Origin of the sequence: Microbacterium sp. JC 701 (genome assembly GCF_021026215.1) — a bacterium.
GTDB classification, from domain to species: domain Bacteria; phylum Actinomycetota; class Actinomycetes; order Actinomycetales; family Microbacteriaceae; genus Microbacterium; species Microbacterium algihabitans.
The window spans coordinates 1,396,693-1,421,911 of sequence record NZ_JAJNCV010000001.1 but is presented as its reverse complement, the minus strand read 5'-3'; the positions used below and the strand labels follow the sequence as shown (position 1 = coordinate 1,421,911).

Below are 25,219 nucleotides of genomic sequence, written 5' to 3'. Positions count from 1 at the left end.
CGGATGCCCGCCCCGCACGAGGCGGGACGGGCATCCGATCGACGCGAAGGATCAGCCTTCGGCGGGAGCCTCGGGGCCCTCGCTCGCGGCGGCCGAGCTCTGCGTGTCGGCAGGCTCGGTCGCGGCGGCGTCCTCGTCGAGCACGGGCTCGAGCGACAGCTTGCCGCGGTCATCGATCTTCGTGATGCGCACGAGGATCTTGCGACCGACCGAGAGCACGTCTTCGACGTTCTCGACGCGCTTGCCACCGGCGAGCTTGCGGACCTCGCTGACGTGCAGCAGGCCGTCCTTGCCGGGGAGCAGCGAGACGAACGCACCGAAGGTCGCGATCTTGACGACGGTTCCGAGGAACTGCTCGCCCACCTCGGGGTTGGTCGGGTTCGCGATCGCGTTCACCTGGGCGCGGGCCGCCTCGGCCGAGGGGCCGTCGGTCGCACCGATGTACACGGTGCCGTCGTCCTCGATCGAGATCTGGGCGCCGGTCTCGTCCTGGATGGAGTTGATCGTCTTGCCCTTGGGTCCGATGAGCTCACCGATCTTGTCGACCGGGATCTGCACGCTGATGACGCGGGGCGCGGTGGGCGCCATCTCGTCGGGAGCGTCGATCGCGGCGTTCAGGACGTTGAGGATCGTGAGGCGAGCCTCCTTCGCCTGGGTGAGGGCTGCGGCCAGCACCGACGACGGGATGCCGTCGAGCTTGGTGTCGAGCTGAATCGCGGTGATGAACTCGCTGGTGCCTGCGACCTTGAAGTCCATGTCGCCGAGGGCGTCTTCGGCGCCGAGGATGTCGGTCAGGGCGGCGTAGCGCGTCTGGCCGTCGACCTCGTCGGTGACGAGGCCCATCGCGATGCCGGCGACGGGGGCGCGAAGGGGCACACCCGCGTTCAGCAGCGACAGGGTCGAGGCGCAGACCGAGCCCATCGACGTCGAGCCGTTGGAGCCGAGAGCCTCGGACACCTGGCGGATCGCGTAGGGGAACTCCTCGCGGCTGGGCAGCACCGGAACGAGGGCGCGCTCGGCCAGGAAGCCGTGACCGATCTCGCGACGCTTCGGCGAACCCACGCGACCGGTCTCACCGGTCGAGTACGGCGGGAAGTTGTAGTGGTGCAGGTAGCGCTTGCTGGTGATGGGCGACAGCGAGTCGATCTGCTGCTCCATCTTGAGCATGTTCAGCGTGGTGACGCCCAGGATCTGGGTCTCACCGCGCTGGAAGATCGCCGAGCCGTGGACGCGCGGGATGACCTGCACCTCGGCGTCGAGCGGGCGGATGTCGGCGACGCCACGGCCGTCCATGCGGACGCCCTCGGCGAGGATGCGACCGCGGACGATCGTCTTGGTGACCGACTTGTACGCGGCGTTGAACTCGAGCGTCGCGACGGCGGGCAGCTCGCCCGACTCGACGGCGGCGAGGAGCTGCTCCTTGACCGAGGTCTTGACCTCGTCATCGGCGTTCTGGCGCTCCTGCTTGTCGGCGATCTGGTACACGGGCACCAGACGGTCGTAGGCACGGCCGGCGACGAAGTCGTACGTCTGCTGGCTGTAGGCCGGGAAGACGGGGAACGACTGGATCTCCTTGGCCGCGGTGCGCGCGACCTCGTTCTGCGCGTCGACGAGCTGACGCAGGAAGGGCTTGGCGGCCTCGAGGCCCTCGGCGACGACCTGCTCGTTGGGCTTGGTCGCGCCGCCCTTGATCATGTTCCAGCTGCCCTCGGTGGCCTCGGCCTCCACCATCATGATGGCGACGTCGCCGTCGTCGAGCACGCGGCCCGCGACGATGAGGTCGAAGACGGCGTCTTCGAGCTGGGTGACGGTCGGGAAGGCGACCCACTGGTCAGCGGTCTCGCCCTGGCCGGGGATGAGCGCCAGGCGCACACCCGCGATGGGGCCCGAGAACGGCAGACCCGAGATCTGGGTCGACAGCGACGCGGCGTTGATGGCCAGCGCGTCGTAGAACTCGCCGGGGGCGATCGAGAGCACGGTGACGACGATCTGCACCTCGTTGCGCAGGCCGTCGACGAACGACGGGCGCAGCGGGCGGTCGATGAGGCGGCACACGAGGATGGCCTCGGTGGAGGGGCGACCCTCGCGGCGGAAGAACGAGCCGGGGATCTTGCCGGCGGCGTACGAACGCTCTTCGACGTCGACGGTCAGCGGGAAGAAGTCGAAGCCTTCACGCGGGTGCTTGCCGGCGCTGGTGGCCGACAGGAGCATGGTCTCCTCGTCGAGGTAGGCGGCGACAGCGCCCTGAGCCTGCTGAGCGAGGCGTCCGGTCTCGAACCGGACGGTGCGGGTGCCGAAACGGCCGTTGTCGAGAACGGCTTCAGCGGCGGTGATTTCTGGACCTTCCAAGAGGTCCCTCCTTCTTTGTTTAGGCTCGCCGCCCCGTGTGGGCGACGAGCTGACATGCGAAGGAGCAGGAACAGGCAGAAAGGGCACGCCGATGCGATCGGCGAGGGAATCCCGGCGACTGGCCACCAGTGCTCGACCACCCGGCGCTGACGACGGGGAGTCCACCACAGGGGACCAGCGTCTGCCGGCCTGCTCCGTGAGCTCGTATTTATTTGAGCGGATGCCAAGACGGCATTCGGTCCTCACCCTACCAGCGAACGCCCATGCGGGGTGGGCACGGCACGGCGAAGTGCTCTACCGTGACCTCATGGGCCTCTTTCGTCGCAGTAGTCACACGCTTCTCGCGTGCGTGCTCCTGGGCGCGGTGATCGCCCCGTCGCCGGCGAGCGCGACATCCCTCTCCGCCTCGACCCTCGCCCCCGTCGCGGCGGTCGACCAGGCCGCCGTAGACCGTGTTTTGGCCGAGCTCGACGCCGCGGAGACCTCGGCGGCCGAGGCCTCGCGCCGCGCCCTCGATGCGTCCGCCCTCGCGGAACGCACGCGCCTGCAGGCCGAGACGACCGCGCAGCGCGCCGAGGGTCTCACCGCCCAGAGCGAGGCGGCCGACGCCGCGCTCTCCGCCGCGAGCACGCGCGCCGGAGCGAGCGCCTCCCGCCTCATGCGCACCGTGGGCGGTGGCCCGCTGGTGGCGCAGCTGCTGACGAACGCAGATCCCGACTCGCTGCTGCAGCGCCTCGGCATCCTCGACCGCGTCACCACGCTGGCCGCGCGCACCGCCGGCGAGGCCCGCGGCGCCTCCGACGTCGCCACCTCCCTGCGAGAGCAGGCCGAGCAGGCCCGCGACGAAGCGGCACGCCTGGCGGCTGACGCGCAGTCGACCGCGGCGACGGCGCAGAGCGATGCGGATGCCGAGGCGGCCACCGTCACGTCGGCGCAGGCCCGGCTCAACGACCTCTACGCGCAGCTCGCCGCTCTGCGCAAGACGACCGCCGACGCCGAACGCGCCGCGCGCGAACGCGAGAAGGCGCAGCGCGACGCCGCCGCACCCGGCGGCGCGACGGGCGGGCCCGGCGCGGGCTCCGGCTCGAGCGGCGGCGGGGCGAACGCGGGCGGGTCGGGCTCCGGCGGGTCGGGATCGACCCCGGGCGGCGGAGCGGGCGGCAGCGGCTCGGGAGGTAGCGGCTCGGGCGGCAGTGGCTCGGGCGGCTCCTCCTCCGGCGGCGGGGGCTCCAGCGGCGGCAGTGGCTCGGGCGGCGGATTGAGCAGCGGCGGGTCCAGCTCCGGCGGCGGATCCAGCTCCGGCGGCGGGTCCAGCTCCGGTGGCGGGTCCAGCTCCGGTGGCGGCTCCGGCTCCGGCGGCGGGTCCAGCTCCGGTGGCGGCTCTCACCCCGGCGGCGGATCGAACGCGGGAGGCGGCGGGTCCACGGCCCCGGCGGGTCCGACCATGAGCCCGTCCCAGGCTCGCGACTACGCGCGCGGCGCGATCCGCAGCTACGGCTGGGGCGACGACCAGTTCTCGTGCCTCGTATCGCTGTGGAACCGCGAGTCGGGCTGGCGCGCCGACGCCCTCAACCCCTGGAGCGGCGCTTACGGCATCCCCCAGGCGCTGCCGGGCGAAAAGATGGCATCCGCGGGTCTGGACTGGCGCACCAACGCGGCGACCCAGATCTCGTGGGGGCTGACCTACATCAGCGGCCGCTACGGCTCACCGTGCGGGGCGTGGGCGCACTCGGAGCAGACCGGCTGGTACTGACGCATCCGCACGGCTAAGCGACCGAGCCGGCCCGCAGCGGATCACACCGCGTCGGCACGCTCGCGATCGCCGCGAGTGGGCAGCTCGACGTACCCGGTGTGCTTGGCCAGCACGCCGTCGCCGGCCGTGCGCCCTCGCACGCGCCGCCACACCCAGGGCAGTGCGTCGCGCGTGAGCCAGGTTCCGCCCGGCCGGTCGCCATCGTCGGCGTGCAGGGCCTCGTCGAGCCCCAGCAGTGCGCGCGCGTCGGGCACTCCGAGCGCTTCGGCCGCGCGATAGGCGACGAGACGGTGACCGGCCGAGCTGAGGTGCACGAGGTCGTCGGCCCACATCGACGTCTCGCCGATCTCGCCCACCGCTTCGAGGTCGAGCAGGATCGCCCCCTGCTGCGCGGCGATGCGCCGCAGGTGCACGTTGTAGGCGGCGAAGCGACGGGCGAAGATGCGGGCCGCGGGCCGACGCGGCAAGAAGGTCGTGACCAGCAGCACGTCGGCTCCCGTGCGCCGCACCGCGCGCACGGCCGACTCGACCTCGGCGACCAGCGCGGACAGCACCGGGGCGGGGCCCACCAGATCGTTCGCCCCGATGAGGATCGACACGAGGTCGGGCTCGAGCGTGAGGGCCGCGGGAATCTGCTCGTCGATCAGGTGGCGCACGCGACGACTGCGCACTGCCAGGTTGGCGTAGTGGAACGGTCCGGCGTCGCTCGTGTGGGCCAAGAGCTCCGCGAGACGGTCGGCCCACCCGCGGTACTGCCCGCTCGGCATGCGCGAGGCGTCGCACAGTCCCTCGGTCAGGCTGTCGCCGAGGGCGACGAAACGGGTCCACCGCCCTCGGGTTCCGGATGCCGCCGGCGCGGCGGGCCGCGCGACCCCGCGTCGCAGCATCACGTCGTCGACGCGACGCAGGGCCACGGCATCCGCGTAGTGCCCGACGAGATCGCGGGTGAGCGCCTCCCACGTTCGGCCCTGCACGGCGTCGCGCGCGGCGCGAGAGAACGCGCGGCGCTTGGACTCGTCACCGACGAGGTCGGCGACGCGGGCGCGCATGTCGTCGAGGTCGCCGGGCTTGTACAACCACCCGTCGACGCTCGAGCGCACCAGGTCGAGGGGTCCGCCGACGCCCGTGGCGACCACCGGCACCCCGCTGGCCAGGGCCTCCTGAATCGTCTGGCCGAAGGTCTCGCTCTCGCCCGGGTGCACGAACACGTCGAAGCAGGCCATGACCCGCGCGAGCTCCGACCCCGACAGGTGGCCCGTGAACACGGCATCCGGAATCGCCTTCTCCAGGGCGGGGCGCGAGGGCCCGTCTCCCACGATGACCAGCCGGGTGTCGGCGACCTCGGCGAGCGCCCGCAGGTCGTCGACCTGCTTCTCGGGCGCCAGGCGACCGACGTAGCCCACGATGCGCTGACCAGCCGGGGCCACCTCCGCGCGCCACGACTCGTCGCGGTGCTCGGGGGCGAAGCGCACAGAATCCACTCCCCGCCCCCACCGGCGGATGCGGTCGACGCCCAGTTGCTCGAGCTGCCGCGTCGACGACGACGACGGAGCCAAAGTGAGGGTCGCCCGGCGGTGCAGGCGGGCGACGTGACCGGCGACGAGGGCGGTCGCGTGGGGCAGGCCGTACTTCTGGGCGTAAGCGACGACGTCGGTCTGGTACACCGCGACCGAGGGGATCTTGAGCGCGTCGGCGGCGGCGAGCCCCTGCCAGCCCAGCACGAACGGCGAAGCCAGGTGCACGACGTCGGGGTCGAAGTCGCGCAGCAGCGCTCCCAGACGCGCCGCCCGGGCGAACACCACGCGCACCTCGGGGTACGAGGGCAGCGGCACCGAGCGCAGCAGTTCGGTGCGGGCTCCGTGCAGGTCGGCGGTCACGTCGCCGGATTTGGGGGCGATCACGAGCGTCTCGTGGCCCGCCTCCGCCAGATGGCGCAGGACATGGAGAACGGAACCGGTGACCCCGTTCATGTGCGGGAGGAAGGATTCGGCCAGCAGCGCGACTCTCACGACACCAGGGTGAGGCGTGCCGGGGCCCGCGGGGCGCCGTTCGGCCCCGACGTTCGCGATGTTCACCGGATGCTCCGCCGGGCGTCACCGGCGCGTGGGCGGGGCGTCTCGATCCACGGCGGAGAGTGACCGAATGGACGGTGTCGACGCGTGGCTGCAGGCGATCGCGGCGAGTCCGTGGGCGCTTCCCGCGATGGCGCTGCTGGTGTTCGCCGACGCGTTCCTCGTCGTGATCCCCGGCGAGGCCGCGGTCACGGCGTTCGGCGCCCTCGCCGTCGCCCACGGCACTCCCCCGCTCGCCGCGGTGATCGTCGTCGCCGGGGCCGCGGCCTTCGCCGGCGACCTCGGCTGCTATCTGGTGGGGCGCCTCGTGGGCGTCGAGCGCTGGGCGTGGATGCGCGGACCCCGCGTCTCCGCCGCCCTCGACTGGGCGCGAGCGCGCCTCGAGCGCAACGCCGCGGTCGTGCTCTTCACCGCGCGGTTCGTGCCCTTCGCGCGGCTCGCGGTGAACCTCGCGGCGGGTGCAGCACGGGTGAATCCGGCGCGGTACCTCGGCGTCGCAGCCCTCGCCGCCCTCGCCTGGGCGGCGTACCAAGCGGTGATCGGCGCGGTCGTCGCGGCGCTCGTACCGGGCGGCCCGGTGGTGGCGGTGGTGGTGTCGATCGTCGTGGCCGTGGGGATCGGCGTCGGCATCGACCTCGTGCTCGCGCGGCGGGCGAAGCGGCGGGCGGCCGCGCGCTCCTGACCGTTCGGAGATCCCGGATGCCGGCGCTCGGCGCCTCAGCCCAGGGCGAGGGTCTGCTCCGCGGCGTCGACGAGAGCGCGCCCGTACGACGGCCCGTGGCCGGCGGCGTGCACGGCGAGCGGATGCAGCTGATGCACCGGCACGCGCTCGCTCCAGCCGTCGCGCAACGGGTGCGCGCGATCGTAGGCATCGAGGATCCGCTCGAGGAACGGGCAGCCGAACAGCGCGAGCATCGCAAGATCGGTCTCGCGGTGACCGCCGTGGGCCGCGGGATCGATCAGCACGACCCCCTCGTGGCCCCACAGCACGTTGCCCGCCCACAGATCCCCGTGCAGGCGCGCGGGCGGTTCGTCGTCGTCGAAGGCTCCCGCCGCGATCAACGCGCACGCGCGCCCGACGACCTCGGCTCCGGATGCCGACAGGTTGCCGGCCGCGACCGCGATCGGCACGAACGGCTCGACGCGCTGCGCCGCGTAGAAGACGCCCCACGACGGCTTCGGTCGCGCCGGTTGCAAGCGGCTGCCGATGAAGATGTCGCCCGTCCACCCGGGCGGGGGCGAGCCGAACGCCTCGGCCCCGGCATCGTGCGTCGCGGCGAGGGCGGCACCGAACGCGTCGGCGGCCTCGGCGGAGGGACGCGTCTCGGCGATGCGCTCCAGCACGATCCGCTGGTCGGCGACCTCGAGCACCTCGGCGATGCGCGCGCCAGCCGCCTCGGCGAGCCAGCGGAGCCCGGCGGCCTCGGCGGCGAAGAACCCCGCGGGGGCGTCGCGGCGAGTCTTCACGTGCTGTTCCATTCATCCAGTCTGTCGCGATGTCGGAGGTCACCGGCACGATGGAGGCATGAGCGACGGTTACGACCCGGACTTCCTCGGCATCCCCCTGCCCCTCCCCTCTCCCGCGCAGCCCACCACGCGGCTCGACTACCCGCGCTTCAGCGTGCTGCTCGATAAGCAGCGGCGTTTCGCGGCGGTCACCGCCGTGGTGATCGACGGAGCGAGCCTGCTCGATCTGCCGCGCACGGGTGAGTGGCGTCTCGACTCGCGTGCTCCCGCCGAGGCGCAGGCCGGGCCCGAGGTCTACAGCCGCAACGACCTCGACCGCGGGCATCTCGTGCGCCGCCGTGATCCGGGTTGGGGCGCCACCAATGAGGCGCGCGAGGCCACCGAGGCGACGTTCTTCTACACGAACGCCGCTCCGCAGGCCGCCGGCTTCAACCAGTCGAAAGAGCTCTGGCTCGGACTCGAAGACCACGTGCTGGCCTACGCCGAGGCGATCGACCAGCGCATCGCCGTGTTCACCGCGCCGGTGCTCGCCGACGACGACCCGCCCTACCGCGGCATCCGGGTACCGCTGCGGTTCTGGAAGATCGCCGCGTGGCGTCAGGGCGACACGCTCGCGGCGGCCGGGTTTGTGCTCGATCAGAGCGAGCTGGTCGACACCCGGCAGGGCCTCGTCGTGCCGCCCCTCGGCGCGTTCCGCACCTTCCAGGTGCCGATCGCCGACATCGCGGCCGAAGCGGGCGTCGACGTCGGCCCGCTCGTCGACGCCGACACCTTCGTGCGTCGCGGGCTGCGCCCGGTCGCCGCACGCGAGCTGCGGAGCGCCGACGACATCGTGCTGTGAGGTGCGCGCAGGTGACTGAGCCCGTCGAAGCCCCCGGTCACGCGCGGACCGACCGCCCCGTCGCAACCCAGGTGACTGAGCCCGTCGAAGCCCCCCGGTCACGCGCGGATCGACCGACCCGTCGCACCCCAGGTGGCTGAGCCCGTCGAAGCCCCCGGTCACGCGCGGACCGACCGCCCCGTCGCACCCCAGGTGACTGAGCCCGTCAAAGCCCCCCGGTCACGCGCGGACCGACCGCCCCGTCGCACCCCAGGTGGCTGAGCCCGTCGAAGCGCCCGGTCACGCGCGGACCGACCGCCCCGTCGCACCCCAGGTGGCTGAGCCCGTCGAAGCCCCCGGTCACGCGCGGATCGACCGCCCCGTCGCACCCCAGGTGGCGGAGCCTGTCGAAGCCCCCGGTCACCGGCGGGTCGGCAGCGCCGGCCGCCGCTTCTCAGCGCACCCGCACCGCGTGCAGCACCGTGTCGATCGCGGGGTGCGCGTGCCCGTCGCGCAGCTCGGAATCGGCGGTCCCTCGCGTCACCTGCTCGCAGCGCTCGATGCGGAAGCGGTCGTCGAGCGCGCCGCTCAACAGCTTGGGCGTGTAGAGGATCGCTGGGTCGGAGGGTCCGTGTCCGCCCGCGGCGATGTTGTCGACGTCGTGGCCGATCACCACGAGCGTCCCGCCGACGGCGACCCACTCCGCGATCCGCGCAATGGCCGCGGCGTTGTCGCGCAGATGCAGGTAGCACGACACCACCAGATCGACGGATGCCGCGGGCTCGAACTCGTGCACATCGGCACGCACCCACGAGACCGCGTCGCCGCCCGGGCGGGCAGCGGCGAGCGCGAGACCCGCACTCGAGAAGTCGATGCCCGTCGTCGTCCAGCCGCGCTGCGCCAGCCAGAGGGCGGTGCGTCCGTCGCCGGTTGCCACGTCGATCGCGGAACCCGGTGCGAGCGCGCCGGCGATCTCACGGACGACGGCGGGAGGCTGGGTCGCCCACACTCCCCCGGCGGAAGCGCGGTAGCGCTCGTCCCACTGCGTGGCATCCATTCGGTCTCCTCCGGCTCGCTCCCACCCTAGATCCGCGTGCGAGCGCCCCGGGGCCCGCGTCGCCGTCGAACCGAGGCGGCAGAACGGATGCCGTCGCCTCACCGCTCCGCATCCGCTGCACCGACCGCCTCCAACGGAGCGCGATCCGCGCACCCTCAGCGATCCGCACATCCTCAGCACGAAACCCCCGATGACGACTGAAGTTGCGCGAATCGCTCACCCTGCGCCGTCACGCCCGCACACCGCGATCCGCGCACCCTCAGCGATCCGCACATCCTCAGCCCGAAACCCCCGATGACAACTGAACCTGCGCGAATCGCTCACTCTGCGCCGCCGCGCGCACAGCACGAAGCCCCGCCACCCGAACGAACGGGCGACGGGGCTCCGTCACAGGGTCACTCCCCCGACAGACCACCCAGCAGGTGGCCGAACGAGCGGCCTTCGCCGAGGTACGACGAGGGGTCGAACGGGTCGGCGTCGCGCACGGGTTCGCGGGCGGCGATGGCATCCGCGAGCTCACGGGCGCCGCGGTCGACGCGGGATCCGAGCGGGGCGACCTCGTCGGCGTTGGCACCCCAGTCGCTCGAGGCGGCGAACACACCGGTCGGCACGGGGTTGGCGTGCAGGTAGGTGAACAGCGGACGGATCGCGTAGTCGATCGCGAGCGAGTGCCGGGCGGTGCCGGCGTTCGCTCCGATGAGCACGGGGGTTCCGGTGAGCGCCTGCGGGTCGAGCACATCGATGAACGACTTGAACAGACCCGAGTAGCTGGTCGAGAAGATCGGCGTCACCGCGATGATCCCGTCGGCCGAGACGACCGTGTTGATCATCTGCTCGAGGGCGGGCGGGGCGAAGCCGGTGAGCAGGTTGTCGGTCAGTTCGTGGGCGTAGTCGCGCAGCTCGAAGACGTCGGCGGTGGCATCGATCCCGCGCTCGCGCAGTTCCGCGAGCACGGCGTGGCTGAGCCGGTCGCCGAGCATGCGAGTCGACGAGGGAGTCGAGAGTCCGGCGGTGATGACCGCGATGCGACGGGCCGCCATCTCAGGCACCGACCTTCGACGCGGCCGCACCGAACGCGCTGCCCGAGCGGGGCGCGGCATCCTGGTAGGGGCTGCCCGACACCATGTTGTCGCCGCGGTTCGCACCGGGAACCGCCTGACGCGGAGCCGCGCCGGCGTAGATCTTCTCGATCTGGTTGGCGTGCGTGGGAGCGTCGGGCACCTCGGCCGGGCGGTTCTTCTGCAGCTCCTTGCGCAGCACCGGCACGACCTCGCCGCCCAGGATGTCGAGCTGCTCGAGCACGGTCTTGGTGGGAAGACCGGCGTGGTCGATGAGGAAGAGCTGGCGCTGGTAGTCGCCGAACGTCTCGCGCATCGCGGCGTAGCGGTCGATGATCTGCTGCGGCGAGCCGACGGTCAGCGGGGTCATCTCGCTGAAGTCCTCGAGGCTCGGGCCGTGGCCGTAGACGGGCGCGTTGTCGAAGTACGGGCGGAACTCGCGCACGGCGTCCTGGGAGTTGGCGCGCATGAACACCTGTCCACCGAGGCCGACGATCGCCTGCTGCGGCGTGCCGTGGCCGTAGTGCGCGAAGCGCTCGCGGTACAGCGTGATGAGGCGCTGGTAGTGCTCCTTGGGCCAGAAGATGTTGTTCGCGAAGAAGCCGTTGCCGTAGTAGGCGGCCTGCTCGGCGATCTCGGGCGTGCGGATCGAGCCGTGCCAGACGAACGGGGGCACCCCGTCGAGGGGACGCGGGGTCGAGGTGAAGCCCTGCAGCGGGGTGCGGAACTTGCCCTCCCAGTCGACGACGTCTTCACGCCACAGCTTGTGCAGCAGGTCGTAGTTCTCGATGGTCAGCGGCAGACCCTGACGGATGTCCTTGCCGAACCAGGGGTAGACCGGACCGGTGTTGCCGCGGCCGAGCATGAGGTCGGCGCGACCGTTCGAGACGTGCTGCAGCATCGCGAAGTCTTCGGCGATCTTCACCGGGTCGTTCGTGGTGATGAGCGTCGTGGAGGTCGTGAGGATGAGGCGCTCGGTCTGGGCCGCGATGTACGCGAGCGTCGTCGTGGGCGACGACGACCAGAACGGCGGGTTGTGGTGCTCGCCGAGGGCGAAGACGTCGAGGCCGACCTCTTCGGTGTGCTTGGCGATCGTGAGCGTGTCCTTGATGCGCTGGGCTTCGCTCGGCGTCGTGCCGGTGGTCGGGTCCTGGGTGATGTCGCTCACCGTCATGACACCGAACTGCATTCCGGGCCAGGTGTTCGTCTCGTTCATGATGCGACCTCCGTTTGTATGCATCTGAATATACATGGTGGAACGCACCACGCCCAGCTTTATTCCGCTTACCTCATCGGCATCCGGAAACCGCCCCCGTCGACCCGTCGCCGCCTCGCGACTAGCGTCGCCCGAGATGACGGATGCCGCGACCCCCACCCCCGCGACCTCGCGCGTGCCCTTCTGGGACAACGCCCGCTTCGCCGCGATCGTGCTCGTCGTGCTCGGACACGCGATCCAGCGTCTGACCTCCGACTCGGATGCCGCGGAGGCACTGTACCTGCTCGTCTACGCGTTCCACATGCCGCTGTTCGCCCTCGTCTCGGGCTACTTCTCGTCGGCGGCCGAGCCCACGCGGCGGCGGATCGCGCGCGTATTCACCGACCTCATCGCGCCGTACGTGATCTTCGAGACCCTCTGGACGATCGTGCAGTTCGCCGTCACCGGCCGCACGAACCTCGACCCTGCCCAGCCGTCGTGGACCCTGTGGTTCCTGCTCGCTCTCGCGCTGTTCCGCGTCGCCCTGCCGTATCTGGCCCTACTGCGCGCGCCCGTCGTCTGGGCACTGGCGATCTCGATCGCGGCGGGATACCTGCCGAGCATCGACTCGACCTTCTCGGTCTCGCGCTTCCTCGGCCTGCTGCCGTTCTTCACCCTCGGGTGGTGGCTGCGCGAGCACGACGTCGTCGCGCGCCTCGGCCTGCTCGCCAGCCGCCCGGTATGGATGCGGGTCACCGCCGCGGGCATCCTCGCGGGGGCCGGCGTGCTCGCCTTCGTGTTCGTCGACACGTGGCAGGACCTGCGCTTGGGGACGTGGTTCTTCTTCGTCGACGCCTACGTCGATCTCGACGCCCCGCAGTGGTGGGCGGGCGCCGTGCGCCTGGCGATCATCGCGCTCGCGCTCGTGCTGATGGCGGCGTTCCTCGTGCTGATCCCGCGCCACGAGACCCGGTGGACGCACCTCGGCCGCTCCACGATGTACGTCTACCTGCTGCACACGTTCGTGCTCTACCCGTTCCGCCAGTCGGGGGTGCTGCGCGGGCTCGAGCCGATGTGGGTGTGGATCCCGGTCGTCGTCGTCGCGAGCGTCGCCATCGCCGTGGCGCTGTCGAGCCGCCCGGTGCGGCGCGTCTTCCGCCCGCTCGTCGAGCCCCGGATGCCGTGGCTCTTCCGCGATCGCGCGCTCGGCGCAGGCCGCGAGCCCGCAGCTGCCCGGCGAGGTCCCTGAGCCTGTCGAAGGGACCCGGTGGCTTCGACAAGCTCAGCCACCTACCCAGCGAGGTCCCTGAGCCCGTCGAAGGGACCGGAACCCCGCGCGCGCCCGGTGACTTCGACAAGCTCAGCCACCTGCCGACCGGAACCCGCAAACGCCCGGTGACTTCGTAGCGAGGTCCCTGAGCCTGTCGAAGGGACCGGAACCCGCAGACGCCCGGTGACTTCGACAAGCTCAGCCACCTATCGACCGGAACCCGCAAACGCCCGGTGACTTCGTAGCGAGGTCCCTGAGCCTGTCGAAGGGACCGAAACCCGCGCGCGCCCGGTGGCTTCGACAAGCTCAGCCACCTGCCGACCGGAACCCGCAGACGCCCGGTGACTTCGTATCGAGGTCCCTGAGCCTGTCGAAGGGACCGGAACACGCAGACGCCCGGTGGCTTCGACAAGCTCAGCCACCTGCCGACCGGAACCCGCGCGCGCCCGGTGGCTTCGACACGCTCAGCCACCAGCCGACCGGAACCCTACGCCCCGAGCAGGCCCGCGCCGATCGAGGTGCCGGCCGGGGCGGCGGGCGGCACGGCCCACAGTCCCGAGCCCACGTGGCGCAGGTATTCGCCCATGGCATCCGTCGCCAGGGCCTTCTGCAGGGTGATGAAGCGGTCGGGGCTCTTCTGGAACGACAGGAAGAACAGCCCCGCGTTGAGGCGTCCGAGATCGGTCGTGCCGTCGACGAAGTTGTATCCGCGGCGGAGGATGCGGATGCCGCCGTTCATGTCGGGATGCGCGAGCCGCACGTGACTGCGCGCGTCGATCGCGGGCTTGCCCGTCGCCCCCACGGCCGAGAAGTCGGGCGCGGCGAACTCGTCGCCGCCCGAGAGCGGGGCGCCGTTCGCCTTGTCGCGCCCGACGACGCGATCCTGCTCGGCGAGGCGCGTGCGGTCCCACGTCTCGATGAGCATCGCGATGCGGCGCGCGACGAGATACGACCCGCCCGCGAGCCACGCCGGACCCTCGGACGCCGACACCCACACGTTCTCGTCGAGAGCGCCCGTGTCGTCGGCGAGGATGTTGGCCGTTCCGTCCTTGTAGCCGAACAGGTTGCGCGGCGTGGACTGGTCGGCCGTGGTCTTCGACGTGCGGCCGAATCCGAGCTGCGACCACCGGATGGTCGCCCGCCCGAAGGCGATGCGACTGAGGTTGCGGATCGCGTGCACGGCGACCTGGGGGTCGTCGGCGCACGCCTGGATGCACAGGTCGCCGTCGGAGCGGAGCGGGTCGAGGTCGTCGCCGAGGAAGGCCGGGAGCCTCTCGAGCCCCGCGGGCTTCTGCGCCTCGAGACCGAAGCGCTGGTCGAACAGCGAGGGACCGAAGCCGAAGGTGATCGTGAGGTTGCTGGCGGGCAGGCCGAGCGCCTCGCCGGTGTCGTCGGGCGGGGCTTCGGGCGAGCCGTTGACGGCGCCGCTCGCGCTCACCTCAAGCCCCTGCATCATGCGGGTGGCTGCGTACGTCCAGTCCGACAGCAGCTCGGCCAGGTCGTCGCGGGTGGTGCGCGCCATCATGTCGTACGACGCGAAGTGCAGGTGCTCCTGCACCTCCGTCGTGATCCCGGGCTGATGGATGCCGCTGGCCGGCGCCGCGGCATCCATCACCGCCTTCTGCTGCTCGCGCGCGAACGCCTGCCCGCCGACGAGGCCGCCGCCCGCGCCCACGACGAGTCCCGTGGCGCCGGCGCCCAGCGCCAGCCCCATCAGTCCGCGGCGGGACAGGCCACCGGCATCCGAAGTCTTCTCGTCGGCAGCGTTCTCGGCGTCGCTCATGCTCACTCCAGGATCGTGACCGTCAGCTGCGACAGCGGCTCGGCGAGGGCGTTGATGAGGTCGGTGAGCTGGCGCTTGTCGGCCTCGGTGACCTGGCTGTAGGGAACGAAGCCGGCGTCGAGCGAGCCGTAGGTCGCCAGTGCCGCCTCGAGGTCGGCGTACCCGGCGTCGATGCGGGTGACGAGCTCGGCACCCTTGTCGCCCTTCGACTCGGCGAAGTCGCGCACGAGCGAGAAGGCCATCTTCGAGCCCTCGACGTTCGCGGCGAAGTCGTTGAGGTCGGTTCCCGACCACCAGTCCTCTTCACCGCTGATCTTGCCGGTCGCGACCTCGTCGAGCAGCGCGATCGCGCCGTTCGAGATGCCCGCCACGCCCTGGTCCTCGAGGGTCTGCGTGAAGGTGTCGGAGTGCACGTAGTCGTACAGCTCCTGCGTGTCGGCGATCAGCTTGTCGCCGTAGGTCGCGCGCTCGGCGGGCGTCGAGGGCGCCCAGTCCTTCCACGCGGGCGTCTCGCCGTCGGCGTTGAGCGCATCCTGCGCGGGGACCCACAGGTCCTTTTCGATGCGGTGGAACCCGGTCCACTCCAGGCCCTCGGCGACCGCGTCGACCTCGCGGTAGTCGATGCGCGGGTCGAGGTCGCCCAGCGCCTCCGCGATCGGCTCGATGCGCTCGTAGAACGCCCGCACGCGCGGGAACTGCTCGCGGGCGGTGGCGTCGTCGCCCGACTCGTAGGCGGCGGTGAAGCTCTGCACGGCGGGGAGGAGCTGGCCCGTCTGGTCCTTCACGAACGCGGCGTAGAGGTCGACGGCCTGCTTCTTCTGCTCGGCATCCGGACCCTCGACCGCGACCGCGTCACCCGTGACCGTGAAGCTCTTCTTGCCGACGCCGTCGCCGACCATGCCGGGCTTGCAGAGGGTGAAGTAGTCGCCGGGCTGGGCGACGACCGTGAGGGTGCGCGAGGCACCCGGGGCGACGTTCTCGACCTCGCCGACGATGCGCAGGCCGTCGGAAGCCAGCAGGTAGAACTCGGTCACCTGGTCGCTCTTGTTCGCGATGTCGAACGCGACGGTGCCACTGGGCGCCGTGCTCGCCGACACCGCGCAGTCGTCCGCGGTCGAGGTGACGGCGAGCGCTCCCCCGGCGGCCGCGTCGGCCTTGGCGACGCAGCCCGAGAGGGCGAGGACGGCCGCGCCGGCCACGGCCGTGGCCGCGAGGAGGCGTGTCGAATTCATGGGTGCTCCGTTCGAATGTGGGGCGGATGCCGCGGCGCCCAGCGCACGCGGAAGAAGGGTCAGGACGTGGCGGGGGTCGCGGTCGAGGTGGTCCGCGCGACAGGGGTGGTCGGCGAGGCCGGGGCGGGCGAGGGTGCGGCCGCGGGGGCGGCCGGGACCGACGCGGCTGCAGCGGCCTGCGCGGCGCGCGGTCGGCGGTTGCCGCGGACGCCGCGGATGAACAACGGCACGACCACGGCGATGTAGACCACCCACGCGATCACCTGCAGCCACGTCATCTTCGGCATGAAGCCGACGGTGGCCTGCAGCAGCGCGGCGAGCGCGCTGTCGGGCGCGATCACGGCGGAGACGTCGAAGGCCCAGCCGAAGGGAAGACCCGCCCAGCCGATCGCGACGAGTCCGGTCGCGGGATCGACGGGAGCGCCGGCCCCGAACGGACCGGGCAGGGCACCGGCCTCCTGCAGGTCGTGGAAGGCGTAGGCCAACACGCCCGCGGCCACGACGACGAGGAAGCCCCCACTCCAGGTGAAGAAGCGGCCGAGGTTGAGGCGCAGCATGCCGCGCGCGATGAACCATCCGAGCACCGCGGCGACGCCGAGGCCGATGACGGCGCCGATCAACGCGATCGCCTGGTCCTGGAACGACTGCACCATGGCCCACAGGAACAGCGTCGTCTCGACGCCTTCCCGGGCGACCGAGACGAACCCGATCGCGACGAGCGCCCAGACGCCCCCGCGCAGCGCCTTGTCGACGCCGCCTTCGAGGCCCGACTTCATCGTGCGGCCGGCCTTCTGCATCCAGAAGATCATCCAGGTGACCATCGCCACCGCGACCAGCGACAGTCCGCCGCCGAGCAGCTCCTGCGCCTCGAAGGTGAGCATGTAGGCGCTGAAGGTGAACGCGGCGCCGATGGCGAGCGCGAGCGCGATCGCCAGGCCCACTCCGGTCCACAGCTTCGGCAGCGCGTCGCGCCGGCCGACGCGCGTGAGGTAGGCCACGAGGATGCCGACGACGAGCGCGGCCTCGAGGCCTTCGCGGAGGCCGATGAGGAAGGTGGCGAAGAAGCTGGCAAGCACGGGCGGGTGTTCCGACTTTCGTGAGAGGACGGGGCCGCGACGGTGCGGATCAGGTAAGGACAGCCTCACCTGACTGTGACAGATTACGCACATTCGTCGATTCGCGCACCTTGAAGTCGCCTTCAGAACCTCGGAAGTAACCCGCGGCAACATTCGCGCGCGCCATCTCGCGCCGATCTAGCCTCGACCCATGTCCGAGCTCAATCTCCCCGTCCTCGACCTCTCGCTCCTCGATCAGGGGCCGGATGCCGCCGCCCGGTTCCGCGACGAGCTGCGCGCCGCGACGCACGACGTCGGATTCTTCTACCTCACCGGCACGGGCGTGAGCCCCGCCCTTGAGGAGCGCCTGCTGCAGGCCGCGAAGGACTTCTTCGCCCTGCCCGAGGCCGAGAAACTGTCGATCGAGAACGTCACGAGCCCGCACTTCCGCGGCTACACCCGCGTCGGCGGCGAGCTGACGCAAGGCCGCGTCGACTGGCGCGAGCAGATCGACATCGGCCCCGAGCGCGAGCCCGTGACCGACCCCGACGGCCCCGGCTACAACCGTCTCGTCGGACCCAACCTCTGGCCCGCCGCTCAGCCCGAGCTGCAGGAGGTCGTGGCCGAGTGGCACGATCACCTCACCGGCATCGCCCGTAAGCTCCTGCGCGCCTGGGCCCTCGCGCTCGGCGCCGAGGAGCAGTACTTCGACCGCCACTTCGGCGACCCGCAGACCCTCATCAAGATCGTCCGCTACCCCGGCAAGGACGACCCGACTCCCCAGCAAGGGGTCGGCGCCCACAAGGACTCGGGCGTGCTCACCCTGCTGTGGGTCGAGCCCGGAAAGGGCGGCCTGCAGGTCGAGCGCGACGGCGAGTGGGTCGACGCTCCCCCGGTCTCAGGGGCCTTCGTCGTCAACATCGGCGAACTGCTCGAGTACGCCACGCAGGGCTACCTCACGGCGACCAACCACCGGGTGATCTCGCCGCGCTTCCCCGACGAGCGCATCTCGGTGCCGTTCTTCTTCAACCCGGCCCTCGACGCGCGCCTGCCGATCATCGAGCTTCCCGCCGAGCTCGCCGCCGATGCCCGCGGCGTCTCGCAGGACCCGTCGAACCCCATCCACGCGACCTACGGCGAGAACGCGCTCAAGTCACGGCTGCGCGCCCACCCCGACGTGGCCGAGCGCTGGCACCCCGACCTGGTCGCCGCCCGCGCGGCATCCTGAACCCTGTTTGCAATCCAGGTGGCTGAGCCTGTCGAAGCCCCCGGTCCTTTCGCGACCAAGGTGGCTGAGCCTGTCGACGCCACCCACCCCTTCGCGACGGAGGTGGCTGAGCCTGTCGAAGTCACCGGTCCTTTCGCGACCGAGGTGGCTGAGCCTGTCGAAGCCACCGGCCCCTGCGCGACCCAGGTGGCTGAGCCTGTCGAAGCCGCCGGCCCCTTCAACAGGCTCAGCGACCTCTCTCCCCGCATCCGGGAATGACGAAGGCCGCCCCACACCGTGGGGCGGCCTTCCAAGAATGTTTTGCGCGATAGAACGCTGGTGCGATTAGCGACGCAGACCGAGACGCTCGATGAGCGAGCGGTAACGGTTGATGTCGACATCCTGCAGGTAACCCAGCAGGCGACGGCGCTGACCGACGAGCAGGAAGAGTCCACGGCGCGAGTGGTGGTCGTGCTTGTGGATCTTGAGGTGCTCGGTGAGGTCCTTGATGCGCTGCGTCATCATCGCGACCTGCACCTCGGGGGATCCGGTGTCACCGGGGTGCGTCGCGTACTCTTCGATGATCGCCTTCTTGACGTCTGCTTCGAGTGCCATAGATGGGATCCCCTTCCTTCTCATTGCGCGGCGCCCGTCACACGATGTGCGAGCTCTCTTTATCCGCGGCCGATCGAACGGCAACCGCATGAGTCTACCAGCATCCGGATGCCGAGACCGCACCGGTCGGCGACGCTCGAGCCCGGCCCCGCAGCGTGCTCTTCGAGGGGATCCGGATGCCGCGAATCCGACGCCGCACGCGACCGACGGTGTCGGAGGCCTGGCGTAACCTCGATCCGTGCAGCTCACCGTCCGCGTCAAACCCGGAAGCCGGCGCGGCCCCCTCGTGGAAGACACCGCCGACGGGCTCGTGGTCCACGTCCGCGAGCGCGCCGTCGACGGTGCGGCCAACGACGGCGTCGTGAGGGCCCTGGCCGCCCACTTCGCGGTGGCCCCGCGCGACGTCGAGATCCTGCGCGGCCACTCCGCGCGCACCAAGCGGATCGAGGTCGACGCATGAGCGTGCGCCAGAGCGCCTTCATCGACATCCGTCCGCTGACCACCTCTCCCGCGTTCGCGCGCCTGTGGGTCGGGTCGACGCTCGCCGGCCTCGGCGGTCAGCTCACGGTCGTCGCCGTCATGCTGCACGTGTTCGAGCTCACCCAGAGCACCCTCGCCGTGTCGATGATCGCCGTGGCGGGGCTGCTGCCCATGATCGTCGCGGGCCTGTACGGCGGAATGCTCGCCGACGCGTTCGATCGACGCACCGTGGCGCTGCTCGCGGCCGTGGTGACCTTCGTCTCTACGGCGTTGCTGGCGGTGCTCGCGTGGACCGGCCTCGAGACCGTGGCGTGGCTGTTCGTGCTGAGCGTGGTGAACTCCGCGGCGAACTCGATCGTCATGGCGACCAAGTCGGCGATCACCCCGCGCCTGATCTCGCGCGACCTGCTGCCCGCGGCCGCGGCGCTGCAGGGCGTGACGGTGGGGATCATGGTCATGGCGGGCCCGGCCCTCGCCGGCGTCCTGGTCGCGTTCGCGGGGTACGCGTGGACCTACTCCCTCGACGTGCTGCTCATGACCTCGCTGTTCCTCGGGCTGTGGTCGCTTCCCAAGCTCCGCCCCGAGGGCGAGATCGTGCGGCCCGGTCTCGAGTCGCTCCGCGACGGCATGCGCTTCCTGCGCCGCGCGCCGAACATCCGCCTGCAGTACGTGCTCGACATCATCGCGATGACCTTCGGCCAGCCCGTGGCGCTGTTCCCGGCGATCGGCGCGGTCCTCCTCGGCGGTGGGGCGATCACCACGGGTGTCCTCACCGCGGCGGTCGCGGCGGGGGCGTTCTTCTCGAGCCTGTTCTCGGGCCCGATCGGTCGCGTGCGTCGCCAGGGGCTCGGCATCGAACGCGCGATCCAGGTGTACGGGCTGTCGATCGCCGCGTTCGGCGTCGTGCTCCTGGCCGCGACCCTGGGCTGGGCGCGCCCCGCCGACACCGGCGAAGAGAACGGGGCGGTGCTGCTGATCGTGCTCGCGGCGCTCGTGCTCGCGGTCTCGGGAGCGGCCGACAACGTCAGCGCGATCTATCGATCGACCATGATGCAGGCGGCAGTCCCGGATGCCATGCGGGGGCGCCTGCAGGGCATCTTCGTCGTCGTGGTGGCGGGCGGCCCCCGCATCGGAGCCCTCTACGCCGGCACGCTGGCGACGCTGACGGCACTGTGGGTTCCGCCCTTGTTCGGCGGGGTCGTCATCCTCGGGCTCGTCGGCACGCTGGTGCGGTTCACGCCGCGGTTCCGCGCGTACGACGCGCTCGACCCGCAGCCCTGACCCGCCGCCCGACACGCGCCTGCCGATCGTCGGCGGATTTTGGCCGTCGCAGCCGACCGGCCCGCACGATGTCGGTGGTCGGCCGTAGTGTCGGCTCCGTGGCATCCACCCCCGCTTCCTCCCCCGTCTCGATCACCGTGCAGTTCGTGCTCACGGGCATCGTGTGGGGGTCGAGCTTCCTCTTCATCGCCGTCGCGCTCACCGGCATGACCCCGGCGCAGGTCGCGGGCGGCCGACTGCTGTTCGGAGCCCTCGCCCTCGCGGCGATCGTGGCGATCCGACGCGAGCGACTCCCCCGCACCCTGCGCGTCTGGGCGCACCTGTGTGTCTTGTCGGTGTCGTTCTGCGTCGTACCGTTCCTGCTGTTCGCGTGGGCCGAGCAGCACGTGTCGTCGGGCCTGGCGAGCATCTTCAACGCCACCACGCCGATCATGACGGCGGTGATGGCCTGGGCGGTGTTCCGCGTCGAGAAGCTCCGCGCCGGTCAGCTCGTCGGCATCGGCGTCGGCATCGCGGGCGTGGCGATCATCATCGCCCCCGGGGCCGTCGGCGAGGTCGGCGACAGCACCATCGCCCAGCTCGCGCTGCTCGGCGCGACCGCCTGCTACGGCTTCAGCCTCGCCTACATGCGGCGCTTCCTCGGCGACAGCGGCCTCTCGGGCGTGGCCTTCGCCTTCGGCTACATCGGCCCCGCCGCCGCCCTCATGGTGCTGCTGTCGCCGTTCATCCTGGCCGAGCCGCCTCGCCTCGACCTGCCCGTCGTGGCGAGCATCGTCGCCCTCGGCGTGCTCGGCACCGGCGTCGCCTACGTCTGGAACCAGAACACGCTGCGCGCCTGGGGTCCCACGCGTGCGTCGACCGTCACCTACATCACGCCCGTCGTCGGCGTCGCCCTGGGCATCGTCGTGCTGGGCGAGACCATCAGTTGGAACGAACCGGTCGGCGCCGCCGTCGTCTTCCTCGGCATCCTGTTGGTGCAGCAGCGGATCCGACTCCCCCGCCGAGCGCACGCCTGACGCACCGCCCCGAAAACACGACAGTCCCGGATGCCATGGCATCCGGGACCGCACGGAAACGACGAGGGCCCGGATGCCGCGGCATCCGGACCCTCGTGAAGATCACGCCTGGAGCGAGAGCTGCAGGTCGAGCTCGATGGTGACGTCCTTGCCGACGAGAACGCCGCCCTTCTCGAGGGCCGCGTTCCAGGTGAGGCCGAAGTCCTCGCGGTTGATGACCGTCTTGGCGGTCGCGCCGGCCTTGTAGTTGCCCCACGGGTCGGTGCCGAAGCCACCGAAGTCGAGCGAGAAGGTGGCGGGCTTGGTGACGCCGCGGATGGTCAGGTCGCCGTCGACGAGGAAGTCGCCGTCTTCGAGGCGAACGCCGGTGGAGCGGAAGTCCATCGTCGGGTAGGTCTCGATGTCGAAGAACTCGGCCGAACGGAGGTGCTGGTCGCGACCCTCGTCCTTGGTGTCGACCGAGGTGACGTCGACCGACGCCTCGACGGTGGCCTCGAGGGGGTTCTCGGGGGCGACGATGGTAGCGCTCTTGACGCCGAAGGTGCCGCGCACCTTCGAGATCATCATGTGGCGCACCGAGAAGGTGACCTCGCTGTGGCTCGGGTCGAGGACCCAGGTGCCGGTCTTGTAGCCGGGGATGTCGAGGGCGGTGGTGTCGGTCATGTCACTCCTTGAGATCTGGGGAGCCGTTTCGGCGTCCTGACGAGGGCCAACTCCCATTCACACGAATGTATTCCACGATCGTGGAAAATGACGAACCCGAGAAGGCCGCAGCCCCCTCGGGTTCGTGAACGTCCGGTGACGAACGGAAGGTCAGCCGACCTTGAGCAGGTCGATGATGAAGATGAGGGTCTTGCCGCCGAGGAAGTGTCCTCCGGCGGGGCCGTAGGCGAGGTGCGGCGGGATGACCAGCTCACGGCGTCCGCCGACCTTCATGCCCGGGATGCCGTCCTGCCAGCCCTGGATCAGTCCGCGCAGGGGGAACTGAATGCTCTCGCCACGGCCCCACGACGAGTCGAACTCTTCGCCCGACTCGTACTCGACACCGGCGTAGTGCACGGTGACGGTGTCACCGGGCTTGGCCTCGTCGCCGTCGCCGACGATGATGTCGCGGATGACGAGGTCGGAGGGGGCGGGGCCGCTGGGAGCGTCGAACTCCGGCTTGGTGCGATCAGTCATGCATCCATCCAAGCACGCCGAACCGATCGGCGAAGCCCCTGGACAAAGACTCAGCGCCCGGTGCCGCGGCGATGCCTGCGTGTCTCCCGGGCGCTGAGTTGGCCTGACACGATGGTGCTCCCGACCTCGGACGGTGTCAAGACCCCCGGCGGGTGACATCGGCCACGTCGGGCGGCGTCAGCGCGAGAGCAGGGTCGCGCGCGCCGCCGTGGTGCGCTCGAGCAGATAGCGTTCAGCCGCGGTCGCGTGCGGGTCTCGACCCGAGATCGCCCGTTGGCGAGCGGCGGCGAGCGCCGTGGCATCCGCGATGAACGACTTCATCACCGGCGACCGGTCGCCCGGCAGCGTGCGCGCCCACGCGAGCGCCGACCTGCGCCCCGGACCGGTCGCGAGCATGTCGACCTCTTGGGGGGTGAACCACCCAGCGGCTGCGTATTCGCCGAGGCGGGCGCGGGTGAGTCGCGACTCCTCCCGGCGCAGCGCCAGGACGCCCAGGATGAACAGCACGAACAGCGGCACCTGCAGGGCGGCGTAGATCTCGAAGAAGTCGAAGAAGGTGGCCGAGCCGTTCCACAGGGCGTGCAGCACGATCGCCCCGATCAGACCCGGGAAGCCATAGCCCAGCGCCGCGCCGGTGCGCAGCCCGCGGCGCGCGGCGAGTCCGAACGCGAATCCGGTCAGGCTGGTGAACATGACGTGCGCGAACGGCGAGAGCACCGCGCGCAGGAAGAACGTCGTGGCGACCTGCCCGGGCCCGCCCTCGAGGTAGCTGATGGCGAAGTACTGCACGTTCTCGGTGAGCGCGAAGCCGGCGCCGATCAACGCGCCGTAGACGATGCCGTCGACGGGTCCGTCGAACGCGCGGCGCGCGAACGCGAAGATGAGCAGCACACCCAGGCCCTTCGCGACCTCCTCGACGATCGGAGCCTGCACGACGGCGCTGAACGCCTCGGGCAGCCGGCCCACCAGGAGCGTGATCACGAGGTCGACGCCGAGGGCGATGGTGACGGCGGCGATCGCCCCCCAGGCCACCGCGAAGACGAGCAGGCGCCGCGGTTCGGGCTCCCACCGGTCGATGTAGCGCACGGCGAACCACACGATCACGAACGGGATCGCTGCCAGGATCAACCCGATGAAGGTCGCGGCGGTGCCGAGGAAGCCGGTGAAGTACCGCACCAGGAGCGCCAGCAGGGGCACGAGGAGCACCGCGACGATCCACAGCGCCACTCCCCCGCGTCGCGTGCGGGGCGGGGCGGCGGACACGGCGGGCTGCGGCGCGGTCGAGATGCGCGAAGCCTCCGCCGACCCGGGACGCGACAGCGGCGAGGGGGTGCTCATGCGCACAGCCTAGAGGCGGCCTCCGACAGGGCATCCGGGGCTTGCGGCCCTCGCCACCGCGCAAGGCCCGGTAGCGTGGAGGCATGCGCTTCGCCCACGTCCGTTCACAGGAAGGGGCGGAAGCCCCCCGTCTCGTCAGCGTCCACGGCGAGGAGTTCTCGTTCGTCGACGACTTCTTCGCGGGCGCCCCGAGCACTCTCGAGCAGCTCATCGCGGGAGGCGACGACTTGCTCGCGCGGGTGAAGGACGCCGCAGCGTCGGCTCCGCGGCATCCGCTGCAGGGGATCCGGTACGCCTCCGCCGTCCTCGCTCCGCCCTCGATCCTCGCCGTGGGGCTCAACTACGCCGCGCACTCCGGCGAGCTGGGGCTCAAGACCGACGCCGGTCCCACCGTCTTCGTGCTGTGGCCGAACTCCCTGACCGCGCACGGCGAGACCACCTCGTGGCCCCGCTCGCTCAGCGAGGCCGTCGACTACGAGGCCGAGCTGGGCGTCATCATCGGCCGGCCGGGACGCGACATCCCCGAGGCCGAGGCGCTCGACCACGTCTGGGGCTACACCGTGGTCAACGACGTGACCGCGCGCAACATCCAGTTCTCCGAGGCGCAGTGGTCGCGCTGCAAGTCGTTCGACGGCTTCACCCCGACCGGACCGTTCGTCGTGACCGCCGACGAGATCCCCGACCCGCAGGACCTGCACATCTGGACCGTCGTCGACGGCCACACCGTGCAGGACGCCAGCACCGGCCAGATGGTGCGCTCGGTCGCCACGCTCATCAACAAGCTGTCGGAGTCGGTGACGCTGCTCCCCGGCACCCTCATCTCCACCGGCAGCCCGGGCGGCGCCGGCTACTCGCGCGATCCGCAGATCTTCCTGCGCGACCGCTCCACCGTGACCGTCGGGATCGACGGCATCGGCGAGCTGACCACGCACTGCCGCATCCTCGACTGACGCGGCATCCGGGGTCTGTTCCGGATGCCGGAGCCCCGGCGC

22 protein-coding genes are annotated in these 25,219 nt (G+C 71.1%); 9 read left to right on the top strand and 13 right to left on the bottom strand.

Features of this window, described 5'->3' with window-relative positions; translation table 11 throughout:
• Positions 1–51: 51 nt before the first annotated feature.
• Positions 52–2,349, bottom strand: coding sequence for a polyribonucleotide nucleotidyltransferase (locus LPW41_RS06685; protein WP_230704397.1), 2,298 nt, complete (start codon positions 2,347–2,349; stop codon positions 52–54).
• Between the two features lie 307 nt (positions 2,350–2,656).
• On the opposite strand from LPW41_RS06685, the gene LPW41_RS06680 reads away from it, so the two are divergent.
• A complete protein-coding gene (locus LPW41_RS06680) occupies positions 2,657–4,102 on the top strand; it encodes a hypothetical protein (protein ID WP_230704396.1) in 1,446 nt (481 codons plus the stop codon).
• A 41-nt stretch (positions 4,103–4,143) separates the two neighbouring features.
• Here LPW41_RS06680 and LPW41_RS06675 read toward each other — a convergent pair whose 3' ends face one another.
• The gene (locus LPW41_RS06675; RefSeq protein ID WP_230704395.1) at positions 4,144–6,111 is read right to left on the bottom strand and encodes a GDSL-type esterase/lipase family protein; all 1,968 of its coding nucleotides are present in this window, start codon (positions 6,109–6,111) and stop codon (positions 4,144–4,146) included.
• Positions 6,112–6,244: 133 nt separating this feature from the next.
• On the opposite strand from LPW41_RS06675, the gene LPW41_RS06670 reads away from it, so the two are divergent.
• Positions 6,245–6,856 carry a DedA family protein gene (locus tag LPW41_RS06670; RefSeq protein ID WP_144828356.1) on the top strand — a complete coding sequence of 204 codons (612 nt, stop codon included), beginning with the start codon at positions 6,245–6,247 and terminating at the stop codon, positions 6,854–6,856.
• Between the two features lie 35 nt (positions 6,857–6,891).
• On the opposite strand, the gene LPW41_RS06665 is transcribed toward LPW41_RS06670, so the two are convergent.
• Positions 6,892–7,653, bottom strand: a complete 762-nt coding sequence (locus LPW41_RS06665) for a fructosamine kinase family protein (RefSeq protein ID WP_230704394.1) — start codon at positions 7,651–7,653, stop codon at positions 6,892–6,894.
• Positions 7,654–7,699: 46 nt separating this feature from the next.
• Here LPW41_RS06665 and LPW41_RS06660 point away from each other — a divergent pair, with 46 nt between their 5' ends.
• Positions 7,700–8,482 (top strand): DNA/RNA non-specific endonuclease, encoded by a 783-nt coding sequence (locus LPW41_RS06660; RefSeq protein ID WP_230704393.1) that lies wholly within the window; start codon positions 7,700–7,702, stop codon positions 8,480–8,482.
• A gap of 433 nt (positions 8,483–8,915) precedes the next feature.
• Here the strand turns inward: LPW41_RS06660 and LPW41_RS06655 are convergent, their stop codons facing one another.
• The 3 genes from LPW41_RS06655 to LPW41_RS06645 all read right to left on the bottom strand — a co-directional run bounded on the left by LPW41_RS06655 (position 8,916) and on the right by LPW41_RS06645 (position 11,792).
• Positions 8,916–9,518: a bifunctional 2-polyprenyl-6-hydroxyphenol methylase/3-demethylubiquinol 3-O-methyltransferase UbiG gene (locus LPW41_RS06655; protein ID WP_186325374.1), complete on the bottom strand. Its 603-nt coding sequence runs from the start codon at positions 9,516–9,518 to the stop codon at positions 8,916–8,918.
• Between the two features lie 395 nt (positions 9,519–9,913).
• Positions 9,914–10,558: an FMN reductase gene (locus LPW41_RS06650; RefSeq protein WP_230704392.1), complete on the bottom strand. Its 645-nt coding sequence runs from the start codon at positions 10,556–10,558 to the stop codon at positions 9,914–9,916.
• A 1-nt stretch (position 10,559) separates the two neighbouring features.
• Entirely contained in the window at positions 10,560–11,792 is a 1,233-nt protein-coding gene (locus LPW41_RS06645; protein ID WP_144828370.1) for an LLM class flavin-dependent oxidoreductase, read from the bottom strand.
• Positions 11,793–11,826: 34 nt separating this feature from the next.
• On the opposite strand from LPW41_RS06645, the gene LPW41_RS06640 reads away from it, so the two are divergent.
• Positions 11,827–13,020 carry an acyltransferase family protein gene (locus LPW41_RS06640; protein ID WP_308071698.1) on the top strand — a complete coding sequence of 398 codons (1,194 nt, stop codon included), beginning with the start codon at positions 11,827–11,829 and terminating at the stop codon, positions 13,018–13,020.
• A gap of 508 nt (positions 13,021–13,528) precedes the next feature.
• Here LPW41_RS06640 and efeB read toward each other — a convergent pair.
• Genes efeB through efeU form a run of 3 tightly spaced genes read right to left on the bottom strand, consistent with a single transcriptional unit; the run spans position 13,529 to position 17,132 of the window.
• Positions 13,529–14,824, bottom strand: a complete 1,296-nt coding sequence (efeB, locus tag LPW41_RS06635; RefSeq protein ID WP_230704532.1) for an iron uptake transporter deferrochelatase/peroxidase subunit — start codon at positions 14,822–14,824, stop codon at positions 13,529–13,531.
• Between the two features lie 2 nt (positions 14,825–14,826).
• The gene (efeO, locus tag LPW41_RS06630; protein WP_230704391.1) at positions 14,827–16,056 is read right to left on the bottom strand and encodes an iron uptake system protein EfeO; all 1,230 of its coding nucleotides are present in this window, start codon (positions 16,054–16,056) and stop codon (positions 14,827–14,829) included.
• Between the two features lie 59 nt (positions 16,057–16,115).
• Positions 16,116–17,132 carry an iron uptake transporter permease EfeU gene (efeU, locus tag LPW41_RS06625; RefSeq protein WP_230704390.1) on the bottom strand — a complete coding sequence of 339 codons (1,017 nt, stop codon included), beginning with the start codon at positions 17,130–17,132 and terminating at the stop codon, positions 16,116–16,118.
• 190 nt (positions 17,133–17,322) lie between these two features.
• Here efeU and LPW41_RS06620 point away from each other — a divergent pair, with 190 nt between their 5' ends.
• Entirely contained in the window at positions 17,323–18,339 is a 1,017-nt protein-coding gene (locus tag LPW41_RS06620) for an isopenicillin N synthase family oxygenase (RefSeq protein ID WP_144828381.1), read from the top strand.
• Positions 18,340–18,663: 324 nt separating this feature from the next.
• On the opposite strand, the gene rpsO is transcribed toward LPW41_RS06620, so the two are convergent.
• Positions 18,664–18,933 (bottom strand): 30S ribosomal protein S15, encoded by a 270-nt coding sequence (gene rpsO / locus LPW41_RS06615; protein WP_013583433.1) that lies wholly within the window; start codon positions 18,931–18,933, stop codon positions 18,664–18,666.
• A gap of 238 nt (positions 18,934–19,171) precedes the next feature.
• Here rpsO and LPW41_RS06610 point away from each other — a divergent pair, with 238 nt between their 5' ends.
• From LPW41_RS06610 to LPW41_RS06600, 3 genes are all read left to right on the top strand, one after another.
• Positions 19,172–19,393, top strand: coding sequence for a DUF167 domain-containing protein (locus LPW41_RS06610; protein ID WP_230704389.1), 222 nt, complete (start codon positions 19,172–19,174; stop codon positions 19,391–19,393).
• Complete coding sequence (locus LPW41_RS06605) at positions 19,390–20,694, top strand: MFS transporter (RefSeq protein WP_230704388.1); 1,305 nt, start codon at positions 19,390–19,392, stop codon at positions 20,692–20,694. The genes LPW41_RS06610 and LPW41_RS06605 overlap by 4 nt, the downstream gene beginning before the upstream one ends.
• Positions 20,695–20,792: 98 nt before the next feature.
• Entirely contained in the window at positions 20,793–21,710 is a 918-nt protein-coding gene (locus LPW41_RS06600) for a DMT family transporter (protein ID WP_230704387.1), read from the top strand.
• 102 nt (positions 21,711–21,812) lie between these two features.
• Here LPW41_RS06600 and LPW41_RS06595 read toward each other — a convergent pair whose 3' ends face one another.
• The 3 genes from LPW41_RS06595 to LPW41_RS06585 form a co-directional block, all read right to left on the bottom strand.
• Positions 21,813–22,373, bottom strand: coding sequence for a YceI family protein (locus LPW41_RS06595; RefSeq protein WP_144828392.1), 561 nt, complete (start codon positions 22,371–22,373; stop codon positions 21,813–21,815).
• A 150-nt stretch (positions 22,374–22,523) separates the two neighbouring features.
• The gene (locus LPW41_RS06590) at positions 22,524–22,889 is read right to left on the bottom strand and encodes an FKBP-type peptidyl-prolyl cis-trans isomerase (RefSeq protein ID WP_013583439.1); all 366 of its coding nucleotides are present in this window, start codon (positions 22,887–22,889) and stop codon (positions 22,524–22,526) included.
• Positions 22,890–23,066: 177 nt separating this feature from the next.
• Entirely contained in the window at positions 23,067–24,227 is a 1,161-nt protein-coding gene (locus LPW41_RS06585) for a PrsW family intramembrane metalloprotease (RefSeq protein WP_230704386.1), read from the bottom strand.
• 83 nt (positions 24,228–24,310) lie between these two features.
• On the opposite strand from LPW41_RS06585, the gene LPW41_RS06580 reads away from it, so the two are divergent.
• Positions 24,311–25,177 carry a fumarylacetoacetate hydrolase family protein gene (locus tag LPW41_RS06580; RefSeq protein WP_144828397.1) on the top strand — a complete coding sequence of 289 codons (867 nt, stop codon included), beginning with the start codon at positions 24,311–24,313 and terminating at the stop codon, positions 25,175–25,177.
• Positions 25,178–25,219: the final 42 nt, after the last annotated feature.